Source organism: Leptospira gomenensis (genome assembly GCF_004770155.1).
GTDB classification, from domain to species: Bacteria; Spirochaetota; Leptospiria; order Leptospirales; family Leptospiraceae; genus Leptospira; species Leptospira gomenensis.
This window is the reverse complement of record NZ_RQFA01000073.1, coordinates 131826-150458: the sequence shown is the minus strand read 5'-3', so window position 1 is coordinate 150458 and position 18633 is coordinate 131826. Positions and strand designations below refer to the sequence as shown.

Below are 18633 nucleotides of genomic sequence, written 5' to 3'. Positions count from 1 at the left end.
ATCACCGGAACGAAGCAGCATAGTCTAAAAATTTCGTTCGGGACGTTTCCCTGTCTTTGAGAGGAATCAATAAACCGACATCGGTTCCGTTGATACTTTGTATATCGTATCGGACGCTTCCGTTCGGACCGGATATTTGCACCAAAGAGAACGTTACGTTCTGTAAATTCTGTAAAACTACGATCTTAAACGGCTTCGCGTCCTTGAGCAGGATCCTTCCCACTTGGACGACCGCACCTTTCCAGAAATAAAAGAGATTATTCTTGGAATCCGCAAAGTAAGTATTTTCGACCAGTTGGGCTCCGCGTTTCGAGAACTGAGCGACGTGGGTAACGAATTTGGTTCGAGGCAACTTTTGTACGTAATCGACGTAACCCAAATATCCGGGTCGAATCGCCGAATGATCGCGTATCTTTTTTACGATCATCATCGAATCCGATTTGAGATCCGAATTCGTCCTCCAAGTCGTCAACATCGCAGCCTTTCTGTATTTAGGCAAAACACAACGTTCACCGATGTCGCCGGAAATTCTCCAAATAAAATCCAATTCTTTTTGCAATTCTGTTTCGCCGGAAATTTTCCAGACATCGGAGTTCAATAACCAATTGATCGATTGATCGTCCGCGAAATCCTCCATCGCCATCGGATCCAACAAGTCGTTGTTGCGATTGAATACGTGGGCGTATTCGTGCCAAACGATCAGACGCAAGGCGTTGTCGTCTAACGCGGCCAATTTTCCGTGATATTCAAGACGACTCGTTTCCCCCGTGAAATCCATTCTCGCCAAACACACTTCGTCGTTGGCGGAAAGTACGATTTGTTTTTTCAACGCTGCTTCCGAAAACTTGGCGCCGGAGGTATCGTTGAGTCGGTATACTTCTCCGATCATTCGATAGATGCGGGTTTCAAGGTCCGGCTCCGATCCCTGAGACGGGTTCTTCTGAATTTCTGTTTCGTTTCCGAAAACGAATACGGAGAAAAAAAAAGTAATGATCGCAATCGAAATACGTAAAAACGCCCTCTTCAACCGCACGGCTTACATCCTGCGGCTACACATCCGCAAACACAGGAGGGATGACACTGGGTCGCGTGCGAAAATAAGGTTTCGCTTAACAAAACGGACACGAGTACAACTACGAAATACAGGATCTTCGGTTTCATATTTGTTTCCTTTTTTTTAGATAATCGGCAAAGTCGGAGACGGTCGTTTCAACGTAATCGGAAATTTTTTCTTGATCGGCGAAAATCAAGTAGTCGATCCCTCTGATCTTGAATTCGGAACCGTCTCGATCCTCTTTAATTTTTACGCTCTTCTTTATGGCGGCTTTGAAGTTATCGGCGAGAACCCCCGGCAACAAACGAAGCGCGGTACATCGGCCCTGAAGATCGGGATCGACGTTTTCGTCGTTGCAATAATCGACGTATTCCATCGCAAGATCTAAATAATAACGATTGTGCAGGATTAGAATCGCCTGGATCGTTTTTTCTTCCTCTCTTCCAGTCAGCGGGTTTTGATTTACGGAAATCGTGAACGAATCTATTTTTTTCTTATATTCAGAAAGTTTAATTTTTCTTTCACCAGGATTCGATCGGCGATTCAAATTTAAAATTCCCTGCAATTCCGCGTCTAAATCGTAATATTGGTTTTTGTTCGTTTTGATCAGTTCATAGTGATATTCCAACCACTTCTGATTTGCGGCATCCGCTTCCCTGATTTTTTCCAGATATACTTCGCCCAACCCTCCGAGAACCGTCAGGATGAGTCCTAGAAAAATCTTATCGATGAAAAGATTTTTCAGCTCTAAACGTTTTTCCAATTCGATTTTTTGTTTTTCGGAAAACTCCGATCGTAAATCGTTCATATGAACTCCTCTCGAAATTGGATTTCGCAGATTTTACATCGGAAAAAATACAAATCAATAAAATATTTCCAAATATGACAAAATTAAGATATTATTTTAAACGCTGGCCCGTTTAACCGCATATCGACTAAATACGTCTACGGACAAGTAACCAGAACACCCGGATCGGCTTCGGCCGGTCCGCCGACGGTCATACGAAGCCCTCCGAAAACGTACGGATACGCCTCCGAATCCGAGCTGGGAAGCGTATAAAGATAGGAATGTGTCGTTTTGGTAATGATTCCGCAAGAAGTTCCGTTGACCGGATGTGTTAGCGCGGGCAATGCGATGCTGGCGGGAAGAGGAACTTCCTTCAATATGTTATTGACGAGAGGAACGATCAACGATGGCACCAAAGGATCCACTACGGATAAGATTCCCTTAGGATCCAATCCGAAAGGATTCGGCGCACCGACTCCGGAAGATCCTTCCAGAATATCCAACGTGTACGAAAGCGAGGAACCGTTGGATATTTTTATCTGCAACGCGTTCAAGTTCGCATAAGCGGGGTTATTCGTAGGATTGGAAAAGGTAACGAAATCGAAATCGGCGACTCCTTTCAAACTCGCCCTCGCGGTGCTGATCAAATACGTGGAATTGTCCGCCCGTTTGCCTAAGATCGAAAGTTGAATATCGGTGAAGTTGACCTCTAACTTCGGTTTGGCGGTTCCTGTAACGGGCTTTAAGGTTCCGTTGGGCGCGTGGATCGGACTTACTTGTATGATTATGTCGTCGGTTCCGTTGATTGCCGGAACGATCGAATTCGTCACTGGATCGATTCCAATCAAAGAAGATCTACCGGGAGCGAGAATATTCACGATCGGAGAAACCTTGATCAAGGATTCGGTCAACTGAAAAAGCGGATCGCTTCCCGCGTATTGTTTGATCGTATCGATGAAATTCTTATCGATGCTGAGATCCAACGCTCTGTTCTTCCACAGATGATACGCCGCTTGTGTGATACTATCCGCGGTAAGAGAAAGTAAAAGCCCAGGATTGGCGCTGCTCTTCGAAAATTGAAACGTATTACTCATCGCTCCCGCCGGTTTGGTTACGACAAAGCCGTTCGCGAGTTGATGCGTTCTAGGAGAACCGATCGGGTTCGCCGCGGAAATTCCCAAATCGATCGAACCAACCAAACCTTTATTGGCTCCGGTGACGCGCACTTGCGAATCGGCTCCCAACTGTATCTTTACGTTCAAAGCGAAATTCGCGAGAGGAGCGGGAAGATACGAAGGTAAGGCGATGTTCACACCCGGATTTTTCAAGGATCCGATGATCGAATTCAAAACGGAAGGAGCCACGTCCTCGATAAAGTTCCTGAGCATCGAACGAGTGATCAGAGGAGTAAGCGTAGGCACCATACCGTTGGCGGCGCTTTCCGTGGTTCCGGACAACCAATCCGCGATACCGCTCGTCGTCGCTTCCAGATAAACGGAATTCACCCGCCCCGTCCTATCCTTAACGGTCAGATTATTCGACCATTCAGTAGTATTAAAATTCGCTAAATTAGTGATCGGGGTAAAAATGTTAAGCGAAGCGTCTCCGTTTCCGTCAACGGTAAGACTGGCTTTTCCGGTCGTGGAACGATCCGACGGAGGAGAGTCGTTATAATTCAAGTATGCGGTCGTGGAAAATACGAATCTGTTGCCGGACCCGATCACGAGAAACAACGATCCTCTGCTCTTCGCGACCATCAACATATCCACCGCGAGAGTTTTTCCTTTGAAGTTGAATCCGAGTTCTCCCGTCGCGTTAGCCGTCATCGTAACGCCTATGTTTTTAAGTCCGGGAAAACCGGCGACATTCGTATAAACGTTGATCCCGACGATATAAACGTCTATATCGAAATCGGTACAGTCCGTCACGAAAACGACGGTAGCACAACCTTCCTCCGTGAAACCGCCCGGATTGTCGCCTGCTCCGCCGCAGTAACCGTCTCCGAAACCGCTGGCGGCATCCCCGTAATTGCGGATGTACTGCGGCATGGAGAAGGAACCGATCCCGTTGTAGTCGATACAGAAACCGCTTCTCCTCGCCGAGGTTTTCGGAGCATCCGCAAACTGATTAAACGTCTTCGAGTTCACCTTGAAATTTCCCGCGGTAAAACGCTCCAATACCTTGGACAAAAAAGGCATCGCTTGAGCCTGATCCAGAATGAGCGATCCTCCGTTTACGATAGGATTGTTAGGCGAAGAATTTACATTACCGTAATTGAATGTTGCAAACCTCTTAAAGGTTTTGCCGGTTGTGGTCGTGATTTCGTAAAAGTAAACGTTCCCGCCTATAAAGGGAGGAATGGCGGAAGCGGAGAGATTTGTGGTGATCGGCGCGGTCATGTCGCAAGGGGAGGAGCAGATATCGATTCCGCTGGAACTCGTTTCCCCCATATGTTTGAGCACGACGGATTGGATCGAGTTGGTTCCGTTTACCGGTTGGTTGAACGTTGAAGTTAGGGTCAACACGGGGTTGGTCGCCTTATTAAAAGTGATATCTCCTGTTCCGCCTAACGTATTCGTCGTGTTGATTTTGTTCGTCATCGAATAATCCGGCTCTGTGGTAAAACTCTGCGTATAACTCGTAAGATCCTGACCGTCCACCGTTTTGGAAGAGTTCGTAAGGGAGAACGTATATTGTTCGTTCGTTTTGAATTCGCGATACGGATCAAAAACCAAACGCGAGCTGGAGGCCCAGTAGAAGGTTCCTCCTTTGCCCGGACCGGGAAGGGTTCCGGCGCTCGGGGCCAAAAGAAAATCAGCTTCCACAGAAGCCTTGTTCATCGGTTGGGAGAATCTGATTTCGATACTTTTATACCGGTCCACGTCGCTCGTAGAAGAGATAAATAGAATCGCCTCGGGAGCGGCTTGGCCGAAATCCGCGGGAAGACTGACCGGCGTGTCCGTTTCCGTGTAAGGAGCGACCACGTTAGTCGAAACCGAAGTCTCGGTCGCTATTCCGAAAAGGGAAAGGACGCTATTAAGGGGGGAGCCGTCTTTTTTATCGGAGGAACAAGCTCCGAAAAAAATCGAAACCGCCAGGATTCCCGCAAAGACTTTATATCTCTGATTCATATCTTTCACCTTATCCCTTCCAGTTCATTGCACCGAAAACAAAAAGTTCATATCATCCCAAAGCGTGGACGCAGGTTGATCCGTATTCCAATTGTCGTACATGTAAAAACCTACGGGCGAGAATTTTCTACCCGACTGATACACGTCCGCGATTTGTCGGACCAGAATCCCGGCGGAAAACAGGAACGAATGATTGTTCTCGCCTCTGTTTTGAATGATGTCCGATCTCAGAAAATTTTTCGTATCGGAAAAAAGATCCTTAACGTTGAACGCGGGATTCATACACATACGGTTCTCAAGATAGGACAAGAACCCTCCGTCGGATGTGGCGAGATAATATCCGGTTCCGTACAACGACTTACCGTACGGAGCCATGGCTTCCAAAACGGGTGGAAGGCTTTGGGTGAGAATGTTCGTGATCGTATAGGATCTCGTATTGTCCGGATTGTAAAAAAAGGAGGAAACGAGGTCGAGAAGTCGTTTTACTTCGTAAGGACTCGGAGAAAGATCCAAAAGTAAGTCGAATAAAAAATCCAAACTGGCCACGACGGACCAACCCGAATTTCTGGAAAGATAATCGCGAAAAAGTTCCACCACGTCGTCCACGCCGTTCCAACGCGGATCGAATATGTTCGTCCCGTTTAACGTCGGGTAGTTGGCGACCTCGTCCCTCCACGTCGCGAATTTCGCCTCGATATTGAACTGCGATCCGGTCGGATTTTCCGCGGAAATCCTAACTTCGCCTAACACGAGTTTTATTCCGCCGAAAACTTTTGACTTTACGTTCGCGTTCGCCGGCTCTCCGAGTCGGCCGAAAAATTTCACCAAACCGGTCAGAAGTTCCGTTTTACCGATCAGATTCAACACCCCGTCCTGGTATCGTCGCGTGTTTTCGGAAAGGACGCTGACCAAAGTCCTATATTCCTGCGCACCGGAAGCGGTCATAGGATAATATTCTATCGTCGAAGCGATCGGATTTCGGAAGCCGTCCGCCATACCTATGGTTCTCACCTGCGTAATGTTAGGCGGCGTCGGGTTGGCGGGGCTGGTCGCAGTCGAGTCCGGCCCGAAAAAGACGAGCGGCCTCGACAACAATTCCGCCAAATTCGTCAAAAGAACATAAGGATTTTTGAATGCGGGAGTCTGTTGAGCGGAAACCTGATCGTCCATCGCCTTCGCCAAAGCGACGACAAGAGGAGTCAAAGTGTTTCGTTTATCCCAGTAGGAGTTAACCTGTTCGGGAATTACTTTGGAGGACGTGCTGAAACCGAGCCGCTCCAAAACGGGAACGTTAAGCGAAATCACCGGCGGCAGCATCCCGTAGATCAGATCGGGACTGGGAACGATCAAGGACCATAACGCGGGATAAACGAACGTAACCTGAAAGGCCTGTTGGCCGTCCGCTCCGAAACCCCAGCCTTCCAAGAGCATCACCGAATCTCCGGGAATGTTCGAAAGATATGCGAGATCGGCACCCGCGGCGGCGTAAGCCTTCACGTAATTCGAATTGTCGATGGACCATCGACCGTTGTCCTGTGCGCAGGAATTGGGATTGCAGTTCGGTTTAAGATTGAGCATTCCCACCAAACCGTTTCCTATCGCCGTGATAAACAGGGCTTCTTCGAAAGCGACCGTAGCGGAAAGTTTTGCGCGGACCGGCAAAATCGCGACGAAACGTTTTTCGTACAAAAGCCATTGCAGATTTTTGTAGAACGCTTCCTCGTCGCTGTCCACTGCCCGTTGTTCGTCGGTTTTGGGAATTTCGGTGATCGTATAATGCGTGTTAGGAACGTTAGCTGCGTTTTGAACGTTCCCTCGAAGGCCGACGTATTTAGTATTATTAGGCGCCGGGAGATTGAGTTGTATCTCGTATTTTCTGGTTTGCCAAGTCGGTTGGAATAACGTTTCGGAAAGATCGTTGTTGCGGGTGATCGTCCCGTCCGGGGAAAGAAAATTTCCCGCACCGTCCCTACGATTTTTATTGTAATAAGGGCCGTAACCTCCGTATGTCACCCGTTTGACCCAGTGGAGCGCCCAAGGAAGGGTTTTGTTGTAAACCCTGTCGAAATTCGCGGCGTTCGGATCGGAAACGGGAGCCGTGATCCCTCTCGCGTTATCCTCCAAAAGCGACAACACTCGCGAGTTTAAATCGAAAGCATGTGTTTCCATCAGAGACGTCTGCGGATTCGAACGATAGACCTTACCGCTGTTCTTACTTAAATTCGTAATATTCTTAAAATTGAATGAATCAGGAGAACCCATAACGGATTTGAGGGAATGAATCGCGTCGCCGACGGTCAACTCCCCTCCCGTGGCGCCGAGGATCCAGTCGTTGGAAGTGTTGGCAGTATCCCACGTATAACCGTAGTTGTCCGCGATCGTCAAAACGACGAATAACGTTTCGAGGGCCGACATGGACCGACTCGTACCGTCGTACGCACGATCCTTTCCGTTCACGTCGATCCGAACGAGTTCCTTAAGGGAAGCCCCTACGTTCTTCGGGGAGCCCGCAAAACCGAGGAGATAAAGATTCTCCGCGGTTTTTTCCAGAAGATTAACCGGCGCGACAGTCAACGTCCCCGAATTCAAAAGACTTCGAAGGATCAAAAACGATTCCATCAGAAAGGACTTCAATTCGGCGGGATGTTGAACGTCGCTATAATCGGCGTTATGTTGCGCGCCGCCCAGGGTGAAATATTTATCCAGATTGAAGACGAGTTCTTTCATTGCGGTATTCGGCGTTTTAAAATCGTTGAATCCGGCTCGTTTGAACATCATCTCTCCCGAGTCGTAGAGAATGGAGATAAAACCGTCCTTAAGAGAGCGATCCGCGATAAGAACCGGATCGAAAAAACCGTTTAAAATACTTTCCACGCCCGACCTTACATTCGCGTTCGCGACCAAGGCTTTGTAACCGACGTCTTCGATCTCGGTGAGAAGTTCCAACGTATCGGCGCTTTTCAAATCGGAGGCGAAATCGAAAATGGATTGTGTAACCTGATCATTTGTTTTGGAAATATATTCTTGACGAAGCGCGTTAGCCGAAATTGGAACCAAATTTCTTACAACCCGTTTCGGATAAGTCCGTATCTTTTCGAAAAGCGGCTGAACCGCGTTATAAGCACCGGGATTGACGTTTTCCATCTTATCGATCAAACCGGCAAAATCCCAGCTCAACGTTTGGATATGAACTCGACTGGCCAGCAAAGCGGATTGAGAGGCGCGCAAGGTGCCGAGGTTGTCCTCCCGGGTCGCCTTCGCGAGATTGTCGCCGAGGGCCTTGTTGAAATCCACAGGATCCAGACTGGTGAAAAAACTTTTTAGGACGGGGTAACCGTTCAAAATCGTAAAAAGAGAAAGTCCGTCGTATGAGTCAATGTTGTCGAAAAAAATCTTCGTGTCGTATTTGGGTGAGGAAGGTTTACAAGCGAGAAAAACCGAAAAAAGAATATGCAAAATCCATAAAGTACAAACACTCCTCACCGGTTTTCGCAAACCGAGAAGGGTCAACTTCCGTTTTCGCAGATCTTCTATTTTCAAAATCATCCCTAAATCCCCTTCGTCGATTTCCCAGGAGAAGAGCCTGTAACGATCGTTACGAGGCTTTGTATATTTGCTAAATTCTCGTTATTTCGAATTTATAGGCAAATATTTTTTTATAGCAAGCGTTCAATTTTTATATCGGCCGCTACAAGGAAAATGGGCATGTTTTCATATTATAAAACGAGTGTTATATTATCTAAAGAAAAGAAGCGCTGCCGCGGTTTGCGAAAGTCGGAATGCTTATTTTTGAGATTGGAAATTTTGCAAGATCGCCCTTCGAAAAAGGGCCGACCTTGCAAAAAAAGTGAAAAGAATATCTGGTCGAGTTGTTACGCTCCGCTTGGAGTCGCCGATCTCTTTTTATAAATGGCGTATCCGATTCCCCCCAAAAGTAGAAGAAGCCAGATATACCAGAATTTGATCAAAAGAATCGTAATTGCGGTAATCACGAAAGCGACAACTCCCAAAACGATACGGATCAAACCTCCTCCCAAATCTCCGAGAAACGGAATAAAACTCAAAAGCGAAGTGAGAGGACCGGCCATCAGAGTAAAGCTGGAGAACATCGCGATAAAACCGATAAACCTGCCGATCCATTTCATCGTATTGTCATCCGATTTTATATCGGCCATCGTTTCGGCAAAACCTCCCACGCTCGCGCTCAAGAATTTATTTCCCTCGGAAGAAGTGAATTTACCTACTTTGTTGCCTTTGACGTCACCGATGAAAGTCATTTCTCCTTCTGGAATCGGAGTAACGGAAACCTTCACCCGTTCACAACCTTCTTTTTCCTGATCAGCGCAAGCCTTGGAGCTGAAAAGGTAACCTTCTCCATAAACGAAACCGTTCGTCAAAACCTCGTCTTCGTTCGCGTCCCGAGAGGCGACCTGGGAAGTGAAATCGACTTCGCCCAAATCCACCGAATAGGTTTTTCCTTCGGCAGTCACCGAACCGCCGTTAGCTGCTTCGGATTGGTCGTTCACCGATTTCCTATGAAAGGCTTTTGTACGACATCCGGAGAGTTTAAAGTTGGAAGGATTTTTTGGAGAAGACGTCCATTCAAGGATACAATTTCTTACTTCTTTTTTATTACTTCCCGAACCTTCGGTTTTTACTTCTTCGTCCCAGGCATACACTTCGGAACTGACCGAATAGGAAATGTAAGGTCCGCTTTTTACGAAAGTTCCCGCCAGAGGGCTCGCTTTTAAGGTTCCCGTAATATACGAGGGTTGTCCTTCTTTTGCTTGTCCCGCCGGAACCGCGTTTTTCAAAGCGGCGCTCGCCTGCTCGCAAGTCTCCACGTTGTAGATAATGATGAACGAAACGGGAAGTAAAACAACTCCCGTAAGAATACTTTTGAATGAATTTCCCATCTGGGAAAGGAAACCCACACTCTCCGTTGAGGACATTCCGTCCGGGCTTTCAAAGGCCATCGATTACTCCTTGCTCGTTATAAAAATTCTTCGATTTATAAATAGCCGGGAAAGTCTCCGAGAATCGCGGAAGTTGTAAATAATTTTTTACCTTATTCCCGAAAGGAAACCGGTCGTTCGTTGCCCGGATTCTTTCGTTTCCCAGGAACGACGGCGGAAATAAACCGCCCGGAGCCCACCGTTTCGTGTCTGAGACGGGACTTAGATCGGAAAAATCCGCATTTTCCGATTTGTTTGCGCGATCCCGGCGGATTTCACGTAAAAAAAAATCGCAAAACCCTCGAAAATTTTAGGAGGAATTCCCGATGAAACGCCACATCTTGGCAGGGATGAAGACCGCAGGTCTGCTACCGTTCTTTATACTTTTTCTTCCGATTCAGTTTCTGATTCTTCCCGGAAACGAACGACTTCCCTGGATCGTAGTTCTTCTGTTAGTCGGATACCCGCTCAGACTACTGGTCGAAAAAAAGTTTCCCGGGAAATTTCTAAAAAACGCACGAGTCCTATCCTACTTCTTCCTCGTTTATTGGTCCTGTTTTATCTTTGGGGAGGGAATCCTTTATTCGAAGACCGCGTTGAATTCATTTTTGCTCGGAGACTTGGATTATACCGCGCAGGAAAGAATGTTACGCGCTTCGTTTTCCGGAGATTTTTTCCTAACTCAATATTACGGCGCGGGAGAGAACGCGAATTTTTTATCGCATCACATGACTCCTTCGGCTCTACTTTTGGCGCCGTTTTCGCTTGTTTTCCCGCCAAACACGAGTTATGCGGTCGCCTCGTTTTTTTACGCCTCTTTTACACTTCCTCTCCTTTATTGTTTCCTTCGTGACAGCGGACTGTCGGAGGATCTTTCGCTTTCCGGAACCTTACTTTGGGCGGGTTCGTCGAGTTTTTACAGACTTTCCCATTCCCTACATTTTGAAATCCTTATCCCCGTCGCCGTTTTGATCCTTTATTTGGGAATTAGAAAAAGAAGTTTTTTACTTTGGACTACCGGTCTCGCGATTTATCTGGGAATCAAGGAGGATCTTTCCGTTTATATGGCGGCCCTTTCTCTGGGAGCGGTCGTTTACGATCGGGAAAGAAAACGAGAATGGTTTTACATTTTTATTATATGCGTATTTTATTTTATTCTGTTACATCCTGCTTTGAGATATTTGGCGGGAAATACCGCCGAAAGAAACTGGAGCGATTACTGGGGAACTACCTTCGAACGGCCGATACAAGGGGTTTTTCAATACGTACAAAATCCCGAAAACAGGGCCCGATATTGGAAAGGGATCCGTGACCTCAGCTTAGAACTGGGTTTTTGGAACTGGACCGGAAGCTGGGTAATTCTTCCTTTTTTAGGGCTATATTCCGTTTTTCGAATGTCTATTCATCCCTGGGTGCGGGACTTATACAGTTACTACGTGTATCCGCTCGTGCCGTTTCTACTACTGTTCGTAAAAACGGGTGCACAAACGATCGAACGATTCGTTTCTGGAAAGGAAAAACCTTTCCTTTTTTTACGCGACAAAGAAACCAAACGGACCGTTTTGATCGTTTGCGCGTTCGTTTTATCTTCGTATCGGAACTCGTTGGACTCCGCGTACCCGATCCGCCTTTCCGTCCGTCCGGATAAAGTTTCGCAACTGGAAAGTCTATTGCGGTTGATTCCCTCGGGCGATGAAGTTTCGGCCGGATTTCACGTATCGCCCTTCCTTCCAGGAAACAACGAAACGTTTCCGATTAGGGAGGATAGAAGTTGGAAGAAATGGATCGTCTTCGATAGAAAGTATAACTCTCCCTACGTTTCCTCGGAAAAAATACTCGATCGGCTGAAACCAGATTTGCAATCGGGAGCGGTAAAACTCGTCGCCGACACCGAGGATTTCGTATTATATTGTTCAGAGAATAAAGCGAACAAGTCCTGCGAAAAGAGCATACGTTAATTACAATATTCTTTTATACTTTCCTTTGCTTCCTCGTATCCGAGTTGAGCGGATTTTCTGAAATCCCTACACGCGGCGGCCGTTTTTTTGGTCATTATCAGCGACAATCCGCGGTTGCGGAGCGCTATTTGGTTTTTAGGTTGAATCTTCAAGAGCTTCGTATAACTATCCGCCGAATCGGAATACCGCCCCAGAGCGTATTGGGCGAACGCGATTTCGAAAAGGGAATAGGCGTCGTTCTTATCCAACGCCTGCGCCTTTAGTGCGTCTTTCAATCCCTGCTCGAAATTTTTTTCCTGATTTTCGCAGCGAGCCTTGTGTCCGTAAAAGGAAACGTCTCCATCCTTTTGTTCCAAATATTTCTGAAAGGCGGCGATGGCCTCCGCACAATCGTCCAAATATTCAAGCGAATAGGCCTTATAAAAATAATAATCTACGTTATTCGGATCCAGCTCGATCGCCCGATCTAAGTCCGTCAAAGCCTCTTGGTAACGACTCGAATTGTAATACGCCAAAGCGCGGTTGTAATGTGCGGCCGGATCGTTCGAAACCGCGTCTATATAACGCGAATAAGTTTCGATCGCCTCCTGATAATCGCCTTTTTCATACGCCTGATAGGCTCGGCTGAAAATCTCTCGGGAATCTTCCTGATTCGTAGTGGAAACCGAGGAGGATTGAGACGATTCCATCGAAGTTTTGAGTTCACCTAAAAACGAAACGAAACCGGAGATCAAGGAGGGACTTGCGGAGTTATCGGACTCGGAAGCCGGTTTAGAGACGAAGAACCCGGAAATAAAAATCGCAAAGCCTAAAAACAAAAACCAACCTAGAATTTTATTTTCCATCAGGCAATGGAAATTAATTTTTATAGGAATTCAACATTTTATTGAAGAATTCCAATCGACTTTCCGCGCTTTCCTTTAACACGAACCCCGAAAGGGACACGAAATTTATGCAGGATACGCCGGAAAAGTTGGTTCGAATCTGCGTGATAAAAATATATTCAAAAAGTTGAATTAATTCTTTGGAAGGTAAACGCGGAAGACCGTTTTTCCGGGAGCCGATTCCAATTCGATCCTTCCGTCGTGTTTTTTTACGATCCGTCTGGAAATATCCAAACCTAAACCGCTTCCTTCTCCCGGTCCTTTGGTAGTAAAAAACGGATCGAAAATCTTATCCTTTAGTTTTTCGGGAACTCCCGGTCCGTCATCCTCGATCGAAACGAGAACCTCTTCCCCCAAATCGTTCGTCGATATCCGTATTTTCCCCTTAAAACGCATCGCTTGCAGAGCGTTATAAATCAGATTGGTCCATACTTGAACGAGATCGTCCGGGTAGGCTTTGATCAAAGGACGAAACTCGAAATTCAGATCGAGATCCACACCCGCTTTGATTTTATTGTGGTAGATAGTCAAAACGGTTTCGATGTTTTCCGCAAGATCGGTTTCGATCTTTCCTTCCGATTCACCGGTATCGATATGCGCGTAATTTTTCAGAGCGTATACGATCTTAGAGGTACGATCGACGGCAAGTCGGATAAAAACTATGTTCTTATAAGTTTGAATCTCTTCGAGAGCGAACTTTAGCAAAGGATAATGTTTCGAATCGGAGAATAACTCCTCGAATTCGTCCAATGCGGACAAAAGCCCGTTGTCCACGAGTTGATCCGCGAGATCGTGCGCGTTCGGATAACCTAACGCGGACAGACGATTCTTAATCTCCGAAAGCGCGGAACGTCTATTTTGCCGAGAAAGATTGTTGTCGTTCGTTGTGATCCCTTTGCGGATCAACCGGGAAAGATTTTTCACGAACTCCGCATTCACGAGCGACAGCGTTTCTCCTAATTTTTCCAGACGTTCCGAGGAGGAATCTATATAAGCCCGCAATTCCCCGCTGAGAGCGGAAATGGCGCCTAACGGATTGTTGATTTCGTGTGCGATACCGGCGACCAATTGTCCCAAGGCCGCCATCTTTTCGGAAAGAATCAACTGGTCCTGCGTCTTATGAAGATTTGCGAGAGCGGAGGCCAACTCGGAGGTTCGCTCCTCAACCGCCTTTTCCAATTCCTCTTTGGCTTCTTTGCGTTCCGCGTTCAAAAGAAGTTGGGTAACCTGTTCCGCGACCGTGACGATGAATTGTTTTTCGTATCCTTTCCATCGTTTCGATCCGTTACAATGTTCGGCGCGCAAAAATCCGCGGATTTTTCCTCGGAGAAAAAAAGGCGCGTCCAACAAAGAACGAACTCCTTCGTCGGCGCCTCGATCTTCCGCGAATTTTTTCGTCCTCGGATCCTCTGCGACCTCCGTCGCGTCCACGAATCGATCCTTACGAATCGCGTTGAAATATTCCGGATAGTTTCCGAGGTCGATGGTATCGGTCGGAAGTTGTTTTTGAATTCTACGATCCCATCCCGCGATACTGTGACAAAACTCCGGATTCTCCTTATCGAAAATCCAAATCGAAGCCCGGTCGCAATCCAGAATTTCCGAAGCCATCACTACTATCTTTTGCGCTCCGGCTTCCGTGTTACCGGATGCGAACTCGGAATCGGTCGCCATAGCCATCAACGCTTGCGCGTATATCGTGATTCGTTTGGATTGTTCCTCTCTTTCTCGGGAGGCGTTTTTCAAAAGAGTGACGTCTCTCGTGATCGCGATCGCTCCCGGAGAATTTCCTATGTTCACCAAACGCGCGGAGAATAACGTGTCCACTAGGGATCCGTCCTTCTTTCTGAATTGAACCTCAAGATCGCGGAGTAAACCTTCCTTTTGTAAAGTATCCAACACTTTCTCTTTATCGTTCGGGTCGTTCCAAATTCGCAACTCGGCCGCGGTTTTGCCTATAGTTTCTTCTTTAGAATATTGTAACATTTCGGAGAAGTGTTCGTTTACGTTGAGATATTTCCCGTTTTCCATATCGCTCAGAGTGATCGTGTCGGGATTCATCTCGAAGATCATCTCGAACAAATCCTTACTTTCCCGCATACGCGCCAAGTATTCGTCTCGCTCGGCTTCCATCTTTTTTTTATCAGTAACGTCGATCAATAGGGCGAGTAACATAAGCCTTCCTTCCAACGGGAATACTCTGTTTCCGGAGAGAACGTGTTTCGAAGTACCGTCCGAACTTCGGATGGTGGCTTCGATTCCTCCGGTCCAACCTTTCTCCTCCAATTCCTTTATCAGTCTCGCGCGATCGAAAGGGGTTTTCCAGATTCCCAATTCCGTCGAAGACTTACCTATGATTTGTTCTCTGGAATAACCGATCAGATCGCAATACGACTGATTGACTTGACGATAGATTCCGGTTTCCAGATCGGAAAGCGAAACGGCGGCGGGTGTAAGTTGGAACAACTTCTCGAAAAGATCCTTACTCAGTCTAAGTTCCTCGTCGAGGCGTCTTCGTTCCTCTTCTCCTTTTTTCTTTTCCGTGATATCGGTAGCGAGAGAGATCACTCGTTTTCTACCGTTCAATTCCACGATCCTCGCGTAATACAAAACGGGAATCGTGGTTCCGTCCGAAGCCATAAAAACCGATTCCAGGTTTTTCACTTCGTCCGTTTTGGAGAGTGCCTCGTAAACTTGGCTTCTAAAATTGGCCGCCTTGTCCCAGACGTGAATCTCGGGTGTGGTTTTGCCGATCACGTCTTCGCGATCGAGTTGAATGAGTTCGAGGAAACGTTCGTTGACGTCCACGATCTTACGCGTCTCCAAATCGGTGACGACGAGAGAGGAAGGGATCAACTGGAAAACCTTCCGGAATAAATCCTGATTGTGTTCCAACTCCTTCGAGAGGCGGGCCGTATCTTCAGCGGAAGCCTTGATCTCGGAAATATCGTGACCGATCGCGAGGATTTTTTTTTCGCCGAAGGACTCGATCATTCTCGCCGAAAAAAGAATCGTCGAAACCTTACCGTCCGCGGTTCGCATCTTCACTTCCAGATTCCGCACGATACCTTCGTTCCCGAGCGCTTCCAAAATCCGATTCCGGTCTTCGGAGTCGTAATAAACCCCGAGTTCGGAGGGCGTTTTGCCGATCACCTCCTCCCTCGTCTTACCCAGATATTCCAGGAAAAGGTCGTTCACGTCTAGATACGTTCCATTAGATTTTGATAATGTAATCGCGGAAGGGTTCATTCTAAAAATCTGATTTAGAATTTCCTCTTTGTCTTTTACCTCGTCCAAAAGCCTTTGTTTTTCCCGTTCCATTTTGATTCGGTCGGTCATGGGAACGGTAATCGTAAGAAGGGCGGTTTTCCCCTTGTATTCGATGGGCTGCGCGGAAAAAAGTCCCCAGAATTCCTTGCCTTTCGTCGTTCGGAATGGAATTTCGATTCCGTCCACAAACCCGTCCCGTTTCAGGATCGAAACAGCGGTCTCCCGAATTTCAGGAGAAAACCAAACACCGAGTTCGAGAGTCGTTTTACCGATCAGACTTTCGAGATCGTATTCAATCTGTTCGGCGAACTTACGGTTGGCTTCGAGAAGTTTTCCGGTCTCGATTTCGGTGATCGCCATAGGAAAAGGATTGAGAAGAAAAATCCTCCTCAACGCTTCCCAACCTTCCTTGACTTCATCATATAACTTTTTTTGAATATGATCGGCGCGTTTGCGTTCGGAAACGTCACGGAATAAGGCCCAGAACGCGGCGGGTTTTCGGGAATCGTTCCGGACGAGATGCACCTGAACGGAAAGAAAAACTTTGGAGCCGTCTTTACGAACCCATTCCGTTTCCGTTTCTCGGCGGAACACTTCGGGAAGCGGATCCGTTTCCCAGACGGAGGAGCGGATTTCGGACCAAATCTCGGGAAGGAAATCCCAAAAACGGAGTCGGTCCGATTCCGTCACGGAATAGCCGGTGAGGGTTCGAAAGGAAGGATTGGTTTCCCACAAAGTTCCGTCCGGATACGCGACGACGATTCCTTCTCCGCTGGTTTCGAAAATCCTTCGAAAGAATTCGGAATCGAGAATCTGCGGATCGAACGGAGTCATGGATAAAAACGGTTACTTGCAATAAAAGACGTGTAAAATCGCTCCGGTCCAAACGGAAACGGATCCTTTTGACGGGAATTATCTTTTTGCGAACCGACTCTCGATCGTACGACATCGATCCGACGAACTTCGAAACCGAACGCCAAGGCGGAATGGTCTGTGGAGAAGGAAGTCACCGTCGATGATCCGACACGATTACGGCGGATCAAACGACTACGGAGGTGTTGTTTTCCTGGATCACGTGTCCGTCTTCTAGGATCATACGGATGAGTCTTGTCATCTCCACCGAGTATTCCACGTTGAGGTGTTTGGTGACCCCTTCGCAGAATCCGTTGATGATCAGAAGTTTCGCGTCGTCTTCGGAAAGCCCCCTGGATTGAAGATAAAACAATTGATCCTCGTCGATACGGGAAACGGTGGCTTCGTAATTTAAGGTTCCGTTTTGACCGGAGACGTCGTTGTAGGGATACGCGTGTGATTGGGAACGATTGTCCATCATCAAACCGTCGCACTTCACGTGAGAGTACGAATTTTCGGAACCGCCGGTAAACTTGACAAGCCCTCTGTAGGAATTGATTCCACCGTCGAGAGAAACACCTTTTGCTAATATATTACTCCGGGTGTTTTTGCCTACGTGGATGATCCTGGCGCCCGTGTCCTGGATCTGCCCTCCTCCCGCGAACGCGAGGGAAAGAATGTCTCCGGTGGAATGATCTCCTTGCAGGACAATTCCCGGATATTTGATCGTATTGGCTCCGATATTCACGTCGGTCCAGGTAATATGTCCGCGTTCATAACATAACCCGCGTTTGACGGTCCAGTTGTACATGTTCTTCTTCCAGTTCTGGATGGTCGTGTAAAAGATCTTCGCGTTTTTGTGGGCGATCAGTTCGACTACGGCTGTGTGGAAGTTCGTGCCTTTGTCCTGCACGGACGAACAACCTTCCGAGTATTCGATCTCCGCTCCTTCATCAGCGATCAGTAATGTTCTTTCGTATTGACCGGAGGACGCGGCGGTTACTTTGAAGTAAGCCTGAAGAGGCATCGGAGTTTTAACTCCTTTGGGAACGTAGGCGAAGGAACCTCCCGAGAAAACGCAGCTATTGAGAGCGGAGAATTTATTGTCTCCGACGCTCACGACCGTTCCGAGATATTTGCGAACGATGTCCGGAAATTCGCGGATGGCCGTATCGATATCACAGAAAAGAATCCCGAGTTCCGTGAGTTCCTTTTTCACGTTTGCATAGACGGTTTCGGAATCGTTCATCGCTTCGATTCCCGCGAGATACTTGCGTTCGTGTTCGGGGATTCCGAGTCGTTCGAAGGACTTTAAAACTTCCGGATCGACCTCGTCCCAGGATTTTTTCTTCGTTTGATTGGAACCGATATAATGAGTATAAGAGTCGATGTCCACGTTGAAGTTGGGAAAAAATCCCCAAGTAGGCATCGGTTTTTGTTCGTAGATTTCGAAGGCTTTGAGTCGGAATTCCGTCAGCCAGCCCGGCTCGTTTTTGATATGAGAAATGGATTCGACGACTTTACGCGTAAGTCCTTTCGGAAAATTATCGGCGCGATAATAACGATCTTCGATGGTAGATTCCGTTTGTATAACTTGTTCCATCTTTTTTCTCCTAAATCGCGACCCATAGGGAGCGATTTGCTGAGTTTCCCAATCGCGACCCATAGGGAGCGTTGCTTAAGTTTCCCAATCCGACCCATAGGGAGCGTTGCTTAAGTTTCCCAATCCGACCCATAGGGAG

Annotated in this window: 10 protein-coding genes; 1 reads left to right on the top strand and 9 read right to left on the bottom strand. The window is 47.3% G+C overall.

Annotated features, from left to right (window positions below; all coding sequences use genetic code 11):
- Window position 1: 1 nt before the first annotated feature.
- The 6 genes from EHQ17_RS16940 to EHQ17_RS16920 all read right to left on the bottom strand — a co-directional run bounded on the left by EHQ17_RS16940 (window position 2) and on the right by EHQ17_RS16920 (window position 9948).
- Complete coding sequence (locus tag EHQ17_RS16940) at window positions 2-889, bottom strand: hypothetical protein (protein ID WP_135590333.1); 888 nt, start codon at window positions 887-889, stop codon at window positions 2-4.
- Between the two features lie 134 nt (window positions 890-1023).
- The gene (locus EHQ17_RS19855; RefSeq protein WP_167881083.1) at window positions 1024-1161 is read right to left on the bottom strand and encodes a hypothetical protein; all 138 of its coding nucleotides are present in this window, start codon (window positions 1159-1161) and stop codon (window positions 1024-1026) included.
- Window positions 1158-1862, bottom strand: coding sequence for a hypothetical protein (locus EHQ17_RS16935; protein ID WP_135590332.1), 705 nt, complete (start codon window positions 1860-1862; stop codon window positions 1158-1160). Before EHQ17_RS16935 ends, EHQ17_RS19855 begins: the two co-directional genes overlap by 4 nt.
- A 137-nt stretch (window positions 1863-1999) precedes the next feature.
- Window positions 2000-4972 (bottom strand): Ig-like domain-containing domain, encoded by a 2973-nt coding sequence (locus EHQ17_RS16930; RefSeq protein WP_135590331.1) that lies wholly within the window; start codon window positions 4970-4972, stop codon window positions 2000-2002.
- A 24-nt stretch (window positions 4973-4996) separates the two neighbouring features.
- Window positions 4997-8518 (bottom strand): hypothetical protein, encoded by a 3522-nt coding sequence (locus EHQ17_RS16925; RefSeq protein ID WP_135590330.1) that lies wholly within the window; start codon window positions 8516-8518, stop codon window positions 4997-4999.
- Between the two features lie 326 nt (window positions 8519-8844).
- On the bottom strand, window positions 8845-9948 hold the full coding sequence (locus EHQ17_RS16920) for a TMEM43 family protein (RefSeq protein ID WP_135590329.1): 1104 nt from the start codon (window positions 9946-9948) through the stop codon (window positions 8845-8847).
- Window positions 9949-10253: 305 nt separating this feature from the next.
- Here EHQ17_RS16920 and EHQ17_RS16915 point away from each other — a divergent pair, with 305 nt between their 5' ends.
- Complete coding sequence (locus EHQ17_RS16915; protein WP_425460722.1) at window positions 10254-11885, top strand: DUF2079 domain-containing protein; 1632 nt, start codon at window positions 10254-10256, stop codon at window positions 11883-11885.
- Here EHQ17_RS16915 and EHQ17_RS16910 read toward each other — a convergent pair.
- The 3 genes from EHQ17_RS16910 to sufB all read right to left on the bottom strand — a co-directional run bounded on the left by EHQ17_RS16910 (window position 11882) and on the right by sufB (window position 18494).
- Window positions 11882-12730, bottom strand: coding sequence for a tetratricopeptide repeat protein (locus tag EHQ17_RS16910; protein ID WP_135590328.1), 849 nt, complete (start codon window positions 12728-12730; stop codon window positions 11882-11884). The genes EHQ17_RS16915 and EHQ17_RS16910 overlap by 4 nt on opposite strands.
- A gap of 171 nt (window positions 12731-12901) precedes the next feature.
- Window positions 12902-16873: a PAS domain S-box protein gene (locus EHQ17_RS16905; protein WP_135590327.1), complete on the bottom strand. Its 3972-nt coding sequence runs from the start codon at window positions 16871-16873 to the stop codon at window positions 12902-12904.
- A gap of 205 nt (window positions 16874-17078) precedes the next feature.
- Entirely contained in the window at window positions 17079-18494 is a 1416-nt protein-coding gene (gene sufB / locus EHQ17_RS16900) for a Fe-S cluster assembly protein SufB (RefSeq protein ID WP_135590326.1), read from the bottom strand.
- Window positions 18495-18633: the final 139 nt, after the last annotated feature.